The following is a 17,180-nucleotide window of genomic DNA, read 5'->3' as shown; positions in this document are numbered from 1 at the left end:
ATCACGCCGTCACTAGGGTACCGATTTCAGCGCCCATCAGCGCGCGGGTGACGGCTCCGTCACCGCTCATACCGAAGATACGCGTCGTGAGTCCATTATCTCGACACAGAGCCAAAGCCGATCCGTCGATCACCTTCAGGTCACGACGCAACGCTTCCGAGTAGGTCAGCGTGTCAAAACGATGCGCGTTGGGGTTCTTATTCGGGTCGTCATCATAGACGCCGTCCACACCGTTCTTGGCAACCAGCAGTTCATCACAGTGAATTTCCAAGGCACGTTGAGCTGAGACGGTATCCGTCGAGAAGTAGGGCAGGCCCGCGCCTGCGCCGAACACGACAACGCGGTCCTTCTCCAGGTGACGAATCGCCCGCAGCGGTAGGTAGGGTTCAGCAACCTGCGCCATCGTGATCGCAGTCTGGACGCGCGCAGGAACACCGGCCTGGTCGATAAAGTCCTGCAGGGCGAGAGCGTTCATCACGGTTCCGAGCATGCCCATGTAGTCCGCGCGGGAACGCTCGAGGCCCTCACGCGCCAGCTGCGCCCCACGGAAGAAATTGCCTCCCCCGACAACAATCGCGACCTGCACGCCCTCACGCACCGCCGTGGCCACCTGCTCAGCAATGTTTCGCACGACCTTGGGATCCAAGCCGATCGACCCACCTCCGAATGCCTCTCCGGAAAGCTTGAGCAAAACGCGGCGCTTCGTCGACATGACGCTTCTCCTTTATGACGGCCCAGGGCGGGCGGAACGGTTCGGAACCATACTACCTGGTAAAAGGGAAGCGGCCCCGCCGTTAGGCGGAGCCGCTTCCAACTGTCAGCAAGCTGACGAGAGACTCATATCAGGCGCCAACGTGCACGCGCACGAAGTTGGTCACCGTTGCACCGGCCTCCTTCAGGACCTGGCCGACGGACTTTGAAGGGTCACGCGCGAAAGCCTGGTCGACAAGGCAGTTGTCCTTGAAGAACGCGTTCAGGCGCCCCTGAACGATCTTGGGAACGATGTTGGCGGGCTTGCCTTCCTCAAGCGTGATCTTCTCGAGGGTGGCGCGCTCCTTGTCGAGCACGTCGGCCGGAACCGAATCGCGGTCAAGGTACGCGGGCATGTAGGCAGCGACGTGCATCGCGATGTCGTGCGCAACGGACTTGCCAGCGGCATCGGTGACGACGAAGACGCCAACCTGCGGGGGCAGGTCGGGGTTCGTCTGGTGCAGGTAGAGGTCGACGTTCTCGCCCTCAACGCGCACGATACGGCCAACCTGCAGCTTCTCGCCGATGACGGCGGCGAAGGCGTCCAGGCGATCCTTGACGGTGCCCTCACCCATGGGTGCGGCGAGCAGCGCGTCCAGGTCGGCGGCGCCGGAAGCGACCGCGGCGGCCAGGACCTCGTTGGAGAAGTCAATGAACTTCTGGTTCTTGGCGACGAAGTCGGTCTCAGAGTTGACCTCAACCAGCACGCCGACGGTGCCGTCGGTCTGAGCGGCCAGCAGGCCGGCGGAGGCCTGGCGGCCCTCGCGCTTGGACAGGGACTTCAGGCCCTTCAGGCGGATGATCTCGAGAGCCTTCTCGGCGTCGCCATCAGCCTCGGTCAGAGCCTTCTTGACATCCATCATGCCGGCGCCGGTCTGCTCACGCAGCGCCTTCACATCTGCAGCGGTGAAATTCGCCATCGGATGATTCCTCTCAGTAAAAACTTCAGTCCTGCTTGGTGGCCGACTCTTCGGCGACCTCGGCGGCGACAGCTTCGTCAGCCTGAATCTCGCCCTCGAGGAGCTCGCGCTCCCACTCGGCCAGCGGCTCAGCGGCGGTCTCTTCGCCCTTGCCTTTGCGCACGTCGGAGCGGGCGATGAGGCCCTCGGCGACGGCGTCGGCGACCACGCGGGTCAGCAGGGAAACGGCGCGGATGGCGTCGTCGTTGCCGGGGATACGGTAATCGACCTCGTCCGGGTCAGCGTTGGTGTCGAGGATAGCGACGATCGGGATGCGCAGCTTGCGAGCCTCAGAAACCGCGAGGTGTTCCTTCTTGGGGTCGACAATCCACACGGCCGAGGGAACCTTGGTCATGTCGCGGATGCCGCCGAGCGTGCGCGAGAGCTTGTCCTTCTCGCGGCGCATCATGAGCAGTTCCTTCTTGGTGTGACCGGAGGAGGCCACATCATCGAAGTCAATCTGCTCGAGTTCCTTCAGGCGCTGCAGACGGGTCGCAACGGTAGAGAAGTTGGTGAGCATGCCGCCGAGCCAGCGGTGGTTCACGTAGGGCATGCCAACACGCTGGGCCTGCTCGGCCACGGCTTCCTGGGCCTGCTTCTTGGTGCCGACGAAGAGCAGGGTGCCACCGTGGGCGACAGTCTGCTTCACGAAGTCGAAAGCAATGTCGATGTCAGCAATAGTCTGCTGCAGGTCGATGATGTAGATGCCGTTGCGCTCGGTGAGGATGAAACGCTTCATCTTCGGGTTCCAACGGCGAGTCTGGTGACCGAAGTGGACACCGGACTCGAGGAGCTGACGCATGGTAACGATCGCCATGGTTCGTCCTTTCCCCGCAAGTCGCGAGTGATCAGTGGGGTCTCCCCCGGGTTTATCGGTTTTCTGTGCGCTTGGCGCACCCTGGTGCCATGACCAGCGACCATCCCCGAAGGGACCGAAGCCGCCACGCCTCACTGCCTTCTCGGTTTCGTGCGGACAGCGATAAATGGCACGCGAAGTCACCTGCACAAGGCAAGTGCCCAACAATGTTACCGCACAGGCACTCGTTGTCTGATCACGGGAGGGGTGTGAGTGTGCTGACTTTCACGTCGATGAACGAGGCGTGGGTTGGTTGTCTCCGTCACGCACAGTCGGAAGTGGGCATTGACCGCTATCCACAGGGACCCGGACCTGTCGCAGCCTGTGCACAGGCTTACTCGTTCGGGTGGATTCGGCCTGGTGGCGAACGCAGAGTGAAGAGATGAGTTCATTACGTTGTTACCACCGTCGGCTGAGCGCTGTCCTCGCCGCATGTGTATCGTGCTGCCTCTTGCTTGTCGTGTGCATGCCCGCCCGATCTGCGCGCCGTGGCGAGCGCTGGCAGTGGCCGAGCGGCTCACCCGTTCCCGTTGTGTCCTCCTTCGCTGCGCCCGTCCACGATTGGATGCCAGGTAGGCGCGGCGTCACCCTGGCATATCCGGGCGGCTCACCCGTGCACGCGTGTGATTCCGGCACGGTAACGTTTGCGGGCCAAGTGGGCGGACACTGGGTCGTCTCGATCCAGCACGATGTGCGCGGGCGCACCGTTTGGTCGACATATCTTCCGGTAACGCCGAGCGTAAACGTCGGAGATACCGTCACGAAGGGCTCGCAGATCGGCCTCGTCGAGGAGGAATCGGAAACTCTGCACTGGGGGGCGAAAATCGGGCCGAAAACGTACGTCGATCCTATCCGCCTGACGGTGACAAGACCTCGGCTCCTCCCCTGGGACGGGTAGAGCCAGCGGACGCCTCAGGCGCGCGGATGAGCGCGCTGGTAGATTGCGCTCAGCCTGGCGGTGTCGACGTGCGTGTACCGCTGGGTTGTCGACAGCGACGCATGCCCCAGCATTTCCTGAACGGCACGCAGATCAGCCCCTCCCTGGAGGAGGTGAGTCGCCGTGGAATGCCTCAGCCCATGCGGAGCAATGTCGTGCACGCCCGCTCTAGCGGCCATTTTGTGGACCATTGTGCGTATGACACGCGGATCGATGCGCCCCCCTCGGTCTCCTAAGAACAACGCGTTACCACTGGTATCCCCCATGAGCTGAGGCCGACCGCGCACGAGCCAGTGATCAAGCGCCCGAGCCGCAGGAGGACCGTAGGGCACCACCCGTTCCTTGTTCCCCTTCCCAAGGACGCGCACTGTCAGCGCATCACGGTTCAGTGAGGACACGTCAAGGGCACACACCTCGGAGACACGAAGTCCGCACGCGTAGGTTAGCTCGAGGATCGCCCAGCTTCGCATTTTGGCAGGGCTGCCACCGAGTGCTTCGTCGCGTGCCGTATTAATGAGGGCGCGCGCGTCCGATTCGTCGAGAGGCACCGGCAGACGCTGGTCGGCACGCGCACTCGTGAGCGCCGCCGCAGGGTCGTTGGCCAGGATAGATGNAGACACGAAGTCCGCACGCGTAGGTTAGCTCGAGGATCGCCCAGCTTCGCATTTTGGCAGGGCTGCCACCGAGTGCTTCGTCGCGTGCCGTATTAATGAGGGCGCGCGCGTCCGATTCGTCGAGAGGCACCGGCAGACGCTGGTCGGCACGCGCACTCGTGAGCGCCGCCGCAGGGTCGTTGGCCAGGATTTCCTCGCGCACCGCCCACGCTGTGAAATTACGGATGGCAGCAGTGTGGCGAGCAATCGTTGAGCGGGCACCCCCTCTGGTCAGCGTGTCTGCTAGCCACGAACGGATGCGACGCTGCGTGAGCACTGCTCGAAGCTGAACGACCGACGCATCCGGGCTAAGCCCGAGGAATTCCAGGAGCGAACGCAGGTCCCCCAGATAGGCGTCCACGGTATGCTCGCTCATCCGACGGCTCAGGCGCAAGTATCTCCCCCACTGATCGCCAACGGACTCACTCATGCGCTCATCCTACGGTGTCAGGTCCCGGTCTGCGTGCCCACCCACGGGTCGAACTCGTGACAAGTCCGGCCACTGACAGGTCCATCAGAGCGCGGTTAACTTCGCCTCGTTCGAGTCCCGCGGACACGCAAATCGCCGCCACGTCGGCCGGCGAACTACGAGGCAGTGCCTCCCACACGCGACGCGGAATGGAAGCCAGCGCGCTGATTCCGCGGTCCTCCTCAACCGGCATACCAAACAGAGGTGTCTCGCTATCGACCGAAATGGGACCGGCCAGTTCCGCGGCGTCTTTCCCGTCACGAATGATCGTCGCGCCGTTACGCGCCAGCTCGAGGCATCCCACCGACATGGGGGCATCGACGGCCCCTGGAACGGCTCCCAGCTCGCGTCCGCTAACCATTGCCCAGCGTGCCGTTGCGAGAGCACCTGATCGTGCCCCGGCCTCGACAACGATCGTTGCGGCACTCCAGGCCGCGATAAGCCTGTTACGAGTGAGGAAACGCCACTTCGCGGGTCTGGCCGTGGGAGACACCTCAGAGATGAGCGCCCCTCCGCCCGCGATCATCGCGCGGAAGTCCTCCGTGTGACTCGCCGGGTAAGGGTTGAGGACACCACCGGCCAGGATGCACACCGTCGCACCGCCACCCGCAAGCGCGCCGCGGTGTGCTTCGATGTCGATACCAATAGCTCCTCCCGATACGACGGTGTAGCCGACGCGCGCCAGGTGGTAGGCAATGTTGCGCGCGCACCTGCCCCCGGCTCCTGTCGAGGCGCGAGCGCCGACGATCGACACATGTCCGTCACTCCGGGCGCTTTCAGGTAGGGTTCCGAGCACCCACAGGCCGAGAGGTTCGTTGTCTCCGAGGCACGACAGCTGCGAAGGCCACCGAGGATCGGAGGGGGTGATCAGGGAACCGCCGGCGCGCTCGATGCGCGCAAGGTCGCGGTCAGCATCGACCGACAATGCTCGCTCGCGCCACCGACCCCATTGGTGGTGCCAGTCAACGTGTCCGTAGGCGTTCAATTCGCGGGGCACGCCTTTCCAATCGTTCTGGAGCCATTCGCGTCCCGCACGGTCTCCGAGCAGAGTGCGCACGACACGTGCTGAGTTTTCGGCTGGTTCGGCCACGGCAGACCACCAGGCGGCCTCCCATGTGTGAGCGTCATGTGTCATGATCGTGTCCGTTCCGCAGCTGTTGCGCTGCAACGATATGGTCGAGTGTTGGGCGGCGGGTGCCTTCTAAGTCAGCCAGCGTCCATGCCAGGCGCAGCATGCGGTCAATGCCGCGCATCGACGACTCTCCGGCATCAACGAGTCGGTCAAGGTAGGCCACCAGGCCCGCATCAATGCCGCTATGACGCCTGATCCACGCGCCTGGCAGCTGCCCGTTGCAGACCCACGGAGTCGCGGCAAGACGATGCCGCGAGCGTTCACGCGCCTCACAGACACGGTCTTTAATGGCGGCAGAATCGTGCACTGTGCCTACTGCCATATCGGCTCGCGTCGGAGTGTGCACGTCGATACGGATGTCCATGCGATCGAGCAGTGGACCGGATAGGCGCGCCATGTATCGCCTCTTTGCAATGGAGGAACACGTACATCGTCGGCCGCCCTTGCGTCCTCCACACGGGCACGGGTTTGAGGCCATTACCAGTTGAAACGAGGCGGGGTAGCGCGTGTGGATTCCTGAGCGATGCAGGTTGACGACCCCTGTCTCCAGGGGTTCACGCAGGGAATCGAGGACCGAGGGAGCGAACTCCGCGGCTTCGTCGAGGAAGAGGATTCCACCGTGGGCCAGCGAGGCAGCGCCCGGCGTGAGCGTGCGCGATCCTCCGCCGATGAGGGCCGCCATGGTGACGGAATGATGGGGGGCTTGGAAGGGCGGGTGTGTGACCAGACCGACACCAGCTGGTACTAGCCCTGCAACGGAATGCAGGGAGGTGGTCACCAGTGCGGTGTCCGGGTCAAGGTTCGGCAGGATCGTGGGAAGGCGCGAGGCCAGCATCGTCTTGCCAGAGCCGGGTTCTCCGAGGAGGAAGACGTGATGGCCCCCCGCTGCCGCGACTTCCATTGCTGCGACAGCCTCTGGTTGTCCACGTACATCCGCCATGTCGAGCGGAGGCTGCGCATCCACAGAGCGAACGACCTTGCGCGTTCCCATTCGTCCGCGGAACGGAGCTTTGAGCGCTTGTCCCCCACCCCAGGAGATCAGATCGGCCAGGTGCGAAAAGCTGATAACTTCGATACCGGTAACAAGGTTTGCTTCGCTGGCGCATGAGGCTGGGACAATGACGCGGCGTACCCCGCGTGAGCGGGCGGCGAGCACAGCGGGTAGCACCCCGCGGACGGCTTGAATGCTGCCGTCCAGTGCGAGTTCACCGATGATCACACTGTCCTCGAAGGCCAGCGGAGAAACCAAGCCAGTGGCCAGCGCGATGGACGAAGCGATGGCCAGGTCAAAGCCCGAGCCGGATTTGGGGATGCCAGCTGGAGAGAGATTGACGGTGATGCGTTGATCCAGCACGTCCAGGCCACACGATTCGAAAGACGCGCGCACTCGATCGCGAGCCTCACGAACCGACGTGTCCAGCAGGCCCACGAGTGTAAAGGCCACAAGCCCCGCCCCCGCGTAGGTTTCGACATCAACCAGGTGCCCTTCGATGCCGACGACACTGATTGAGTAGGTGCGGGCAAGACCCGGCCCGTTCATTGCACGCCTCGCAGCCATAAGGTCTGTGCCCCACGTGTGCGCAGGTCCACGCCGGATCCCGGTGCTGTCGGCCAGTCGCGCAGTGCCCGCGCGTTAAGGGTCAAGGCGACAACGTCGATGCGGACCCGAGACCCGAGATGGCCTCGTTGCCGACACCACGCTCCAGTGAGCGCACGAAGACGAGCGACTTTACGTGGATCGACTGAGGCTAACGCGCTGCCCTTCCCCCGTCCCACCCGGGTGCGCACCTCAACTATCACCGTCCACGCTTGAGCCGAGTCAGTGTCGTCAAGTGCGATGATGTCGAGTTCACCTCGTCTTCCATCGCGCCAATTGCATTCCAGAACCCGCAGTCCAGCCTCTTCGATCATGAGGCGTGCCGTATATTCCCCGGCCGCGCCCAAGACCTTCCGATCGGGCCGTGTTGAGTATTCCATGTTCTCTCACCTCCACCACCACACTGCATCGGGGATAGACGGCCCTTCAACGCGGAAACCGCCCCCTGTGGATAGGGGGCGGCGAACAATAGTGGCTGTGGATAGGCCCGCAGCAACGGCGGGCCTGTGGATATGGAGAGTCAGGGGATGTCAAGCTCGGGCTTTGACAGCTCTTCGACGTTGACATCCTTGTAGGTGATGACTCGTACCGAACGCACGAAACGCGACGAGCGATAGATGTCCCAGACCCACGCGTCGGTGAGCGTGAGTTCAAAAAACACGTCCCCTCCTACCGGTCGTGCTTGGACATCGACGTGGTTGCACAGGTAGAAGCGCCTCTCAGTTTCCACGACGAACTTAAACAAGCCGATGACGTCCCGGTACTCCTTGAAAAGCTCCAGCTCCAGGTTGTTTTCGTAACCTTCGATTTCTTCGCTCACGGACCCATCATGCCGGGCGCGTCGCTGCATCTCGCCGAGCTGACCCGGCGCGCCCTACTTTGTGGGGTTTGTCGGCATCTTCCACGAGCGGCGATGAAAATCGCTGACACCCAGGTGCGCGATGGCACGTGCATGCGCGGCCGAACCGTATCCTTTGTTGGAGGCCCACCCGTATCCGGGGTCCTCCACCTCACTCATGAGGCGATCACGCGAAACCTTGGCGAGAACCGAGGCGGCGGCGACGACCGCGCACGTTAGGTCAGCTTTGACCTGCATGTGCACGGGCAGGTCAACGCCGAAAGGGTCATCCGGACCGTCGAGTGTCCCGAATAGATCAACGGGGGCACTGAGCCAATCGTGTGATCCATCCAATAGGACGCCTCCGGGGACGAGGCCGTGGCTGGCGACCTCGGCCAGGGCACGTCGTCCGGCGAGGCGCAGGGCAGCGATAATCCCCCATTGATCGATTTCCTGTGGGGACGCGTAGCCGACGAACGACGCTAGCACCCAGGCCTGGATGGGCTTGACGAGGCTCTCGCGTCTGCGCGCGGTCAGTGCCTTGGAATCGGTGAGTCCCTCGGGTACGGGCGGCGCATCTGCACCGATGAGGGCGACACCGACGGCGACGGGGCCGGCTAGGGCGCCGCGTCCCACTTCGTCCATGCCGGCGACGACTCCCCACCGCTTCGCGAGGGAGAGTTCAAGATCGCGTGAGGCTGTAATCATGATGGGTCGGGGACGGAGGAGAACACCTCCGGATGCCCGACGTCACTGGACCAGCGCGAGATTGGCCAGATCACTGCCTGGACGGTACCCACGACCGAGGACACGGGCACGTAAGGCGACTGCCCCTCGCCCATGTGATAGCGCGAATCCGCGGAGTTTGAACGGTTATCGCCCATGACCCACAGGTGTCCCTCCGGAACCGTGATGTCGAATGATCGTTCGCCGCACGGACTTTGCCCATTGGCGACGTAGGGTTCGTTGATTTCGACCCCGTTGACGCTCACTTTGCCGCTCGCGCTCTCGCAGGTAACGCGATCACCTCCGACACCGATGACGCGTTTGACAAGGGTCTGTTCGCCGCCGCCGGGCACAAAGCCCGTGAACTCCCCGAGTCTGCGCGCCGCCGACGGCGAGGTAACCGACGTCGTTCCGAGCCATCCGAGTGTGTCGTCGAAAACGACGACATCGCCGCGATGAATATTAGAGCGTAACGCGTCCACGCGAGACACGGCGATGCGATCATCCTCGACCAGCGTGTTGCGCATCGAGGGAGAGGGAATCCAGAAAACCTGGACAACGAAGGCGCGCAGGAGGGAGGAAATCACCAGTGCGACGACGATGATCATCAGGATTTCGCGCAGCCATACCAGGGGGTTACGCCGGGCGCGCGCTTCGGCGCGTTCACGATCGCGTAACGAGGGAGCATGCACCGGTCCGAGCTCGGTTCCTGCGGTCGGGCTCATGCGTCCTCCTCCTGAATTCGTCAACGTTCCAAGGATACGGCGAGGCCCGACACCGGCGCGCGGTGTCGGGCCTTTCCGTGAAAAATGCCAAGGCGCGTGGCCGCTGGCCTCACTCGGCCTTGCCGGAGCGGTGCTCCTTGATCTTCGCGGCCTTGCCGTGACGCTCACGCAGGTAGTAGAGCTTGGCGCGGCGCACGTCGCCCTTGGTGACGACCTCGATGTGGTCGATCGTGGGGGCGTGAACCGGGAAGGTACGCTCGACGCCCACGCCGAAGGAAACCTTGCGGATGGTGAACGTGGAGGACACGCCGTGGCCGCGACGAGCGATCACGACACCCTGGAAGACCTGGATACGGGAGCGGTTGCCTTCGATAACCTTCACGTGCACCTTGAGGGTGTCGCCCGCGCGGAACGGCGGGATGTCATCGCGCAGCGAAGCCGCATCAACGGCGTCCAGCTTCTGCATTTTTTCTCCTTGACGCCTTCGCCGCAGGTCGGGGGCGCCTGGTTGGGCGGGCCTGTGCCCGCTCATTCGGTCGTCCGATCGTGCGCCTCGGTGTCCCCCTGCGGCAGGATTAACCGCGCACAATCTTGATAATTATCCCACGCGACCCCTTGTTCAGGGGAGCGTTGCGCCGCCCGTCGGGGTGAGATCACGCACCATGACGATGTCGTGGTTGAGGACGCCACCGACGTCGAAGGTCCTGGTGGAGCGTCTGCGGAAGCCGTGGCGCTTATAGAAAGCCTGGGCTTTCTTGTTGGCGCGGTTCGTCCCGAGCGCGAGGGAGGCGTGCCCACGGTGGGCGGCGTCGCTCGCCGCCGCCTCCACGANGGGGACCGGGCGGGAACGGTACTCCCGGGGCTTTGTAAACACGGGGTATTCGAGCAGACCTGCGCCCGAGTAGGATTCCTCAACAAGAGAGTCCGGGTTGCCCATGAATCCGTCGAGGAGGCGCGCGACCGCCTCGGTGAGCACCATCGCCGCGACCTCGCCACCGTTGAGCACATAGTCGCCGATGGAGAACTCCAACACCTCGATACCCACTCCCCGATAGTGCTCGGCAACGCGCGCATCGATCCCCTCATAACGCCCGCACGCGACGATAATCTGATTGGCGCGAGCCAAGTCCTCAACCAAAGGCTGAGTGAGCGGTGTGCCCGACGGAGTCGGGATCGCGAGAATACGTCGGGACGAGGCCGGGGCGGTGTCCTCGTCACCGGCGCGCAGCGAGATGGCGAGCACCTCATCGAGGGCACGCGCCCACACGTCCGCGCGCATGACCATGCCGGCGCCACCGCCATAGGGAGTGTCGTCGACGCTGCGGTGCTTACCGGTAGCCCACTGCCGCAGGTCATGGGCGGCGAGGGTCACGAGGCCGGCGTCCTTCGCCTTGCCCATGAGGGAGAGGGTCAAGGGCGCGAAATAGTCGGGGAAAATGGAGATGAGATCAAAACGCACGCTACTTGCCGTCCCGCTCGGATACGGCCTGGTCATCGAACAAGCCTGGAGGCGCGTCAATGACGACGAAACCACCCTCCACGTCGACAGTCGGCACAAGCTGAGTGACGAAGGGAACCATGACGGTGCCAGCCTCAGTCGTGACGAGCAACAGGTCCTGGGCGGCACCGGGGGTCAAGCCGCTGACGGTACCGAGCGCCTCACCACTCGGTGTGCGGGCTGCAAGACCCTTGAGCTGATGCGGATACCAGGCGCCCTCCTCCTCATGCTCCTCAACGAGCAGTCGAGCGCCACGCAACGCTTCAGCATCCTCGCGCGACACGCACTCCTCGAAAGACGCCAGGACGCGATCCTTGTGGACGCGGATGGATCGGACCGTCACCACGGCACCGCGTCCCGCGACGTCCAGGCGCGCACCCGGTGTCAAAATCTCCGGGTCGTCGCTGCGAACGTCGAGAATGACCTCGCCGCGCAGACCGTGGGCGGGGCCGACGATAGCGGCTGTGAGCTGCATGGGATCTCCTCATCATGAACTGGGATCTGTCCGAAGGATACAACGAAGGGGTCCGGCATCGCCGGACCCCTTCGTGACGTGTGCGAGTCTTACTCGCGATCCGTGTCAACAACGTCGACTCGGACTGTGCCGCGCGTCGACAGCGCACCCATGACGGTGCGCAGCGCGCGAGCCGTCCGACCGCCACGCCCGATGACTCGACCCAGATCCTCGGGGTTCACACGAACCTCCAGAAGCTGACCGCGTCGCATCGAACGAGGGGTCACCTCGACATCTTCGGGGTGGTCAACGATGCCGCTGACCAGGTGCTCCAACGCGTCGGCGAGCATGCTCAGGCATCCTCTCCGGCGGCCTCTTCGGAAGCCTGCTCGGCCTCGGCGGCGGCTGCGGCAGCAGCGGCCTCTTCCTCGGCTTTCTTCGCGGAAGCGGCGGCCTTGGACTTCTCAGCCGCAGCCTCGGCGTCCTTGACGGCTTGCTCGGCCTGGGCGGCCTTGTCAGCCTCGGAGACCTCCACGCGGGAAACCGCGTCGGCCTTGCCGTTGAACTTGGCGATGTCACCGGTCAGGACCAACAGGTTGCGGACCTGGTCGGAGGGCTGAGCGCCGACACCGAGCCAGTACTGGGCGCGCTCAGAGTCGATGCGGATGATCGACGGGTTGGGCTGAGGATCGTAGTAGCCGACCTCTTCGATGACGCGTCCGTCGCGCTTCTTGCGGGAATCGACGACGACGACACGGTACTGGGCGGCGTGGATCTTACCCACGCGCTTCAGGCGAATTCGAACTGCCACTTGTGTGGTCTCTCCATTTCAGAATTGGTGTGGACCTTCGCGTCCCAAGGTGGGAAACACAGGGGTCGCATCGGACCGGGACACGACGATACGCAGTGAGAGGGTCTACGAACCGTCGGGTACAGCTAGCGATTATGCCACAGATTGGGCCGAATTCCCACATGGGACCCCTGACTCTCCCCCAGCGATACGGTTAGATCAATCACTACGATGATGTGAGTCAGGGACGCTGCCAAGCGAGAACTCCCCCGACGTAGACGGCGGTTGGGCGAGCGAGCGCAAGAGGATCGGTGCGCGGATCCTCGTCGAGAATCAGCAGGTCGGCTTCCCCTCCCTCAACGAGACCCTGCCCCCCCAGGTAGCGCTGGCTGATCCACGTGGACGCATCGATGACGGCCTGAGAGGTTGCTCCCCATCGCTTCCACAGGTCAAGCTCGCCCGCGATCGACCCATGCTCCTGGTAACCTCCCGAATCTGTACCTTGGAGCAGGAGGACGCCCTGGTCGAGGAGCATTAAAAAGTGCTCGCGACGCCGCTCATACATAGCCCGCATCGTGGCGGCATACACGGGGTACTTGGTGCCCGCCTGGGCAGCAAAATCCGCGAAAAGCTCCACCTGGCGAAGCGTCGGCGTCACGGCGATGCAACGCTTAGCGATCTCGGCGGCCTGGTCAGCGTCAATACCGCTGCCGTGTTCAATGTCATCGACACCAGCCTCAATAAGCGAGTCGATGACGCGGTGAGAGAAAGCATGGACCGCGATGCGAGCCCCGGCCTCGTGAACGGCGGCCACAGCCTCGCGAAGAACTGACGGATCCCACAGGGGCATGAGGTCCGCTTCCACGCCACCCGAGCGATCAATCCAGTCGCCGACAATTTTGACCCACCCATCCGAGCGCGCCGCCATGTCGGACAGGACAGCAGGTAGCTCGCGTTGTTCCCCGACATCGACGGGCAACCCCCGCATGTAGCGCTTCGGACGAGCGACGTGACGCCCACAGCGGATCAGCCGAGGTCCAACCAGGGAAGCGACGCAAGAATTATCGACAGGCACGCCACAGTCGCGCACGAGAGTGACGCCACTGGCTACTGTGGCCCGAGCCTGACGCACCATCTCGTCGGCGTCGACCGGACCATCCTTGGAATACCCGACGTGACAGTGAGCATCGACCAATCCAGGGACGATGAAGCACGAACACTGCCCGCGAGTGTCCCCCTCGGCGCATACCCGCCGAATAATCCCATTGGAGACGGACCACGTACCCTTCACCCACTGCGGGCGAACAGACGCATCATCGGCCCACAGGCACACGCCGCTGACGAGCATACGATCAGAGCCGCCCAAGCATTCGCTTGACGTCGTCGGGCAGATCGTCAAAAGTCGGACGCGGAGCGGGGACCCCAGTCGGTGCGCCAAACGAGGATCCCTGAGCGGCGTTGCGTTCCGACGGGGGTAGCATCGCCTCGAGTTCTTGCTGGCGGCGCTTCGCCGGATTACCGGAGCGAGCCTTCTTCTTCACGCGCGCACGCTGAGCCTGCGCCTTGCGAGCATTCGCCTTCTGTTTGGCCTTGCCGCCGCGCCCAGGAAGAGCACCCATGCCAGGCACGCCAGCACCCATCTGGCCCATCATGTCGCGCGCAGCCTCGAAGCGTTGGACGAGCTGGTTGACCTCAGCGACGGTCGTACCGGAGCCTCGGGCGATACGTGCACGGCGCGAACCGTTAAGGATAGAAACGTCCTCACGCTCCGCGGGAGTCATCGAACGAACAATGGCCTCGACGCGATCAACCTCGCGCTCGTCGAAGTTCTCGATCTGGTCCCGCAGCTGCGCGGCCCCCGGGATCATGCCGAGCATCTTCTTCATGGAACCCAGCTTCTTGATCTGCTGGAGTTGACTGAGGAAGTCTGCGAGGGTCAGCTCACCGGCCAGTGCCTTAGCGGCGACCTTCTCGGCTTCCTCGGCATCCATCTTCTTTTCGGCCTGCTCAATGAGGGTGAGAATGTCACCCATGTCGAGGATCCGCCCGGCCATGCGGTCCGGGTGGAAACGCTCGAAATCGTCAAGGCCCTCACCCGTGGAGGCGAAGAGGATAGGCGCCCCTGTGACGCCGCGCACGGATAACGCTGCGCCACCTCGCGCGTCACCGTCCAGCTTGGACAGCACGACTCCAGTGAAACCGACACCGTCACGAAAGGCTGTGGACGTCGAAACGGCGTCTTGGCCCACCATTGCGTCTAGGACGAACATAATCTCGTGCGGTTTCACCGCATCACGGATCGCGATCGCCTGGCCCATCATCTCCTGGTCGACGCCCAGCCGACCAGCCGTATCAACGATGACGACACTGATGCCGCTCTGGCGGGCGAACTCGACGCCGCTTCTCGCGACCTCGACGGGGTTGCCCACGCCGTTGCCCGGCTCAGGGGCCCACACCTTGACCCCGGCGCGCCCGCCGACAACCTGGAGCTGCTGGACAGCGTTCGGACGCTGAAGATCGGAGGCCACGAGCAGGACAGTCCTACCTTCCTCACGCAGCCATTTGCCAAGCTTTCCAGCGAGCGTCGTCTTACCGGCACCCTGGAGGCCGGCGAGCATAAAAACAGTCGGACCGGAGTCAGCAAAGGAGAGCTCACGAGTCGCACCGCCCAGAATCTCCACGAGTTCGTCATGAACAATAGAAACGACCTGCTGGCCGGGGTTCAAGGCCTTCGAACGAGCCGCGCCGTAAGCCTTCTCGCGCACCTGGGACGTGAACTGGCGAACGACAGGGAGGGCGACATCCGCATCGATCAGGGCGCGACGAATGTCGGAAATCGCCTTGTCGACGTCCGACTCGGTCAGGACCCCGCGGCTGCGCAGGGTGCGGAAGGATTGGGTCAGGCGATCTGACAGGTTTCCAAACACGTGATCTCTCCCAAGATGGCGACAGTACTAGGCCAGAGTAGCGCACCTCGGCCCCGGTCGTAGGACCGGGGCCGAGGAGAGCAGCATGGAGGGGACTCTAGGCGTTGCCCACGATCGCGTCAACGAAGCCTTGCGGATCGAAGGGGGCCAGATCATCTGCGCCTTCACCGAGACCGACAAACTTCACGGGAACACCCAGGGCACGCTGAACCGAGACGACGATACCTCCCTTTGCGGAGCCATCAAGCTTCGTCAAGACGATGCCGGTCACGCCGGTCGCCTCCGCGAAAACTTCGGCCTGCTTCATACCATTCTGGCCGGTGGTGGCGTCCAAGACGAGGAGGACCTCGCAGACGGGCGCTTGCTTTTCCATAACGCGCTTGATCTTGCCGAGCTCGTCCATCAGGGTCGACTTGTTCTGCAGGCGGCCCGCGGTGTCGACGAGGACGACGTCCACATCGCGCGAGATTCCCTCGCGCACGGCCTCGAAGGCGACGGATGCCGGGTCGGCACCCTCACGATCACTCCTGACGACGTCGACACCCACGCGCTCACCCCAGGTGGCGAGCTGATCGGCGGCGGCCGCGCGGAAAGTGTCAGCGGCGCCCAGAAGAACGGTCTTGTCCTCCGCGACAAGAATGCGGGCAAGCTTGCCCACGGTCGTGGTCTTGCCGGTACCGTTAACACCGACCATCAGGACGACGGCGGGCTTGGTGACATCATCGGCCTCTGGACGGGTCAGGTCGAGGGAACGATCCATGTCGGGACCGACGAGGGCCAGGAGTTCCTCACGCAGGATCTCGCGGATGCGTGCCTCGTCGCTCGTGGACTCGACGGCGACGCGACGCTTGAGGGCCTCCATGAGGGAATCAGTGGCCTCGAGGCCGAGGTCGGCGATCAGGAGGGATTCTTCAATCTCCTCCCAATCGGCGGCGCTGAGCTGACCACGACTGAGTACTCCAAGGATGGCGCGGCCCAGGGAACCGGACGAGGCAAGCCGTTCGCGCAGGCGCTGCATGCGCGAACGCACAGGTTCGGGGCGCTCGACACTTGGCTCCTGCGCAACTTCTTCTTCGGCGACCGGGCTCTCATCTTCCTCGGCGACCGGACTCGCGTTTTCAGCGGTCGGGCCAGCGCGCGGCTGCTCGGCTGGCTCCTCCTCAGATTCGATAGGCGTTGGGCTCTCGCCTTGGGCGGACACCCGGGACTCAACCGTGATGGTTACGTCGTCGGTGGAAGGGCGTCGGGCGCTGACGGCGAGGCGAATAACCACGCCGATAAGCACAGCGAACACCACAGCAACGACAACCGCCCACGGCGTGTGAAGGAATGAAACAAATGCGTCCATGGGGTCATTATCCCCCATGGACACATTCGGATGAAAGAGGCAGTGAGTTCGTGGTTCCTTAACGCCCCTCCGCGTGGCCTCCCTTACGCCCTCGGTCGAAGCGACCGCTCATCCGCTCGGTAACGTTTTCGAGGCGATCCACGCCCGGGAGGCGGTCGGCATCGAAATACGCATTGGAAGTGTCAGCGCTGAGCAGGAGGGATTGCAAAGAAGCAGTGCGCGGTGTCACGGGTCCGTCACCCGAGCCAGAGGCGCGCTTGGGCAGGGAATGGCTCTTGACGTCCTCCTTCAGCTCTTCGCCCTCACGCCTAATGACCCCCTTCCAATCGTCGGCACTGCGCCTCGACAGTGCGAGCGCGGCAACGACACCACCCGCAACGACGAGAACAAGGACGATAGTCACGACAAGAATCAGTGCACCCTCAAGCATGTCTTCATCCTGCCCTACCGCACGCTCAGCGGCGAGAGTGCCACCCGATACTGACCGCATTGTGACAATAATGTCACGGGCCGGGAACGCG

Annotated in this window: 19 protein-coding genes and 2 pseudogenes; 1 reads left to right on the top strand and 20 read right to left on the bottom strand. The window is 63.5% G+C overall.

Annotated features, from left to right (window positions below):
* Position 1: 1 nt before the first annotated feature.
* The 3 genes from pyrH to rpsB form a co-directional block, all read right to left on the bottom strand.
* Positions 2–712, bottom strand: coding sequence for a UMP kinase (gene pyrH, locus BQ7477_RS06125; RefSeq protein WP_073983204.1), 711 nt, complete (start codon positions 710–712; stop codon positions 2–4).
* A 130-nt stretch (positions 713–842) separates the two neighbouring features.
* Positions 843–1,670 carry a translation elongation factor Ts gene (tsf, locus tag BQ7477_RS06120; RefSeq protein ID WP_073983203.1) on the bottom strand — a complete coding sequence of 276 codons (828 nt, stop codon included), beginning with the start codon at positions 1,668–1,670 and terminating at the stop codon, positions 843–845.
* 25 nt (positions 1,671–1,695) lie between these two features.
* Positions 1,696–2,526, bottom strand: a complete 831-nt coding sequence (rpsB, locus tag BQ7477_RS06115; RefSeq protein WP_073983202.1) for a 30S ribosomal protein S2 — start codon at positions 2,524–2,526, stop codon at positions 1,696–1,698.
* A 421-nt stretch (positions 2,527–2,947) separates the two neighbouring features.
* Here rpsB and BQ7477_RS12795 point away from each other — a divergent pair, with 421 nt between their 5' ends.
* The gene (locus BQ7477_RS12795) at positions 2,948–3,463 is read left to right on the top strand and encodes a peptidoglycan DD-metalloendopeptidase family protein (RefSeq protein ID WP_084795694.1); all 516 of its coding nucleotides are present in this window, start codon (positions 2,948–2,950) and stop codon (positions 3,461–3,463) included.
* A gap of 14 nt (positions 3,464–3,477) precedes the next feature.
* Here BQ7477_RS12795 and BQ7477_RS06105 read toward each other — a convergent pair.
* The 17 genes and pseudogenes from BQ7477_RS06105 to BQ7477_RS06025 all read right to left on the bottom strand — a co-directional run.
* Positions 3,478–4,110: pseudogene (locus BQ7477_RS06105) on the bottom strand (tyrosine-type recombinase/integrase); the annotation flags it as partial.
* Positions 4,013–4,585, bottom strand: a complete 573-nt coding sequence (locus BQ7477_RS06100; RefSeq protein WP_084795692.1) for a site-specific integrase — start codon at positions 4,583–4,585, stop codon at positions 4,013–4,015. The gene BQ7477_RS06100 and the pseudogene BQ7477_RS06105, both read right to left, overlap by 98 nt.
* 4 nt (positions 4,586–4,589) lie before the next feature.
* Entirely contained in the window at positions 4,590–5,759 is a 1,170-nt protein-coding gene (dprA, locus tag BQ7477_RS06095) for a DNA-processing protein DprA (protein WP_073983200.1), read from the bottom strand.
* Positions 5,749–7,296 (bottom strand): YifB family Mg chelatase-like AAA ATPase, encoded by a 1,548-nt coding sequence (locus BQ7477_RS06090; protein WP_073983199.1) that lies wholly within the window; start codon positions 7,294–7,296, stop codon positions 5,749–5,751. Before BQ7477_RS06090 ends, dprA begins: the two co-directional genes overlap by 11 nt.
* Positions 7,293–7,733, bottom strand: a complete 441-nt coding sequence (locus tag BQ7477_RS06085; RefSeq protein WP_073983198.1) for a YraN family protein — start codon at positions 7,731–7,733, stop codon at positions 7,293–7,295. The genes BQ7477_RS06090 and BQ7477_RS06085 overlap by 4 nt, the downstream gene beginning before the upstream one ends.
* A gap of 140 nt (positions 7,734–7,873) precedes the next feature.
* On the bottom strand, positions 7,874–8,173 hold the full coding sequence (locus tag BQ7477_RS06080) for a DUF2469 domain-containing protein (protein ID WP_021611788.1): 300 nt from the start codon (positions 8,171–8,173) through the stop codon (positions 7,874–7,876).
* Positions 8,174–8,227: 54 nt separating this feature from the next.
* Complete coding sequence (locus BQ7477_RS06075; protein WP_073983197.1) at positions 8,228–8,899, bottom strand: ribonuclease HII; 672 nt, start codon at positions 8,897–8,899, stop codon at positions 8,228–8,230.
* A complete protein-coding gene (gene lepB / locus BQ7477_RS06070; protein ID WP_073983196.1) occupies positions 8,896–9,642 on the bottom strand; it encodes a signal peptidase I in 747 nt (248 codons plus the stop codon). The genes BQ7477_RS06075 and lepB overlap by 4 nt, the downstream gene beginning before the upstream one ends.
* Positions 9,643–9,751: 109 nt before the next feature.
* A complete protein-coding gene (gene rplS / locus BQ7477_RS06065) occupies positions 9,752–10,108 on the bottom strand; it encodes a 50S ribosomal protein L19 (RefSeq protein ID WP_009059185.1) in 357 nt (118 codons plus the stop codon).
* 336 nt (positions 10,109–10,444) lie between these two features.
* Positions 10,445–11,101, bottom strand: a pseudogene (gene trmD / locus BQ7477_RS06060) (tRNA (guanosine(37)-N1)-methyltransferase TrmD); the annotation flags it as partial.
* 1 nt (position 11,102) lies between these two features.
* Positions 11,103–11,615, bottom strand: coding sequence for a ribosome maturation factor RimM (gene rimM / locus BQ7477_RS06055; RefSeq protein ID WP_073983194.1), 513 nt, complete (start codon positions 11,613–11,615; stop codon positions 11,103–11,105).
* Positions 11,616–11,704: 89 nt separating this feature from the next.
* Positions 11,705–11,944: an RNA-binding protein gene (locus tag BQ7477_RS06050; RefSeq protein ID WP_003792828.1), complete on the bottom strand. Its 240-nt coding sequence runs from the start codon at positions 11,942–11,944 to the stop codon at positions 11,705–11,707.
* A gap of 2 nt (positions 11,945–11,946) precedes the next feature.
* The gene (rpsP, locus tag BQ7477_RS06045) at positions 11,947–12,405 is read right to left on the bottom strand and encodes a 30S ribosomal protein S16 (protein WP_073983193.1); all 459 of its coding nucleotides are present in this window, start codon (positions 12,403–12,405) and stop codon (positions 11,947–11,949) included.
* 220 nt (positions 12,406–12,625) lie between these two features.
* Positions 12,626–13,732: an amidohydrolase family protein gene (locus tag BQ7477_RS06040; protein WP_073983192.1), complete on the bottom strand. Its 1,107-nt coding sequence runs from the start codon at positions 13,730–13,732 to the stop codon at positions 12,626–12,628.
* 4 nt (positions 13,733–13,736) lie between these two features.
* A complete protein-coding gene (gene ffh / locus BQ7477_RS06035; protein WP_073983191.1) occupies positions 13,737–15,311 on the bottom strand; it encodes a signal recognition particle protein in 1,575 nt (524 codons plus the stop codon).
* Positions 15,312–15,408: 97 nt separating this feature from the next.
* On the bottom strand, positions 15,409–16,659 hold the full coding sequence (gene ftsY / locus BQ7477_RS06030; RefSeq protein WP_073983190.1) for a signal recognition particle-docking protein FtsY: 1,251 nt from the start codon (positions 16,657–16,659) through the stop codon (positions 15,409–15,411).
* A gap of 58 nt (positions 16,660–16,717) precedes the next feature.
* On the bottom strand, positions 16,718–17,089 hold the full coding sequence (locus BQ7477_RS06025; protein WP_073983189.1) for an ABC transporter: 372 nt from the start codon (positions 17,087–17,089) through the stop codon (positions 16,718–16,720).
* Positions 17,090–17,180: the final 91 nt, after the last annotated feature.

Source organism: Actinomyces bouchesdurhonensis, assembly GCF_900128465.1.
Lineage (GTDB): Bacteria > Actinomycetota > Actinomycetes > Actinomycetales > Actinomycetaceae > Pauljensenia > Pauljensenia bouchesdurhonensis.
The sequence above is the reverse complement of the archived record's forward strand: the minus strand, read 5'-3'. Positions and strand labels throughout refer to the sequence as shown.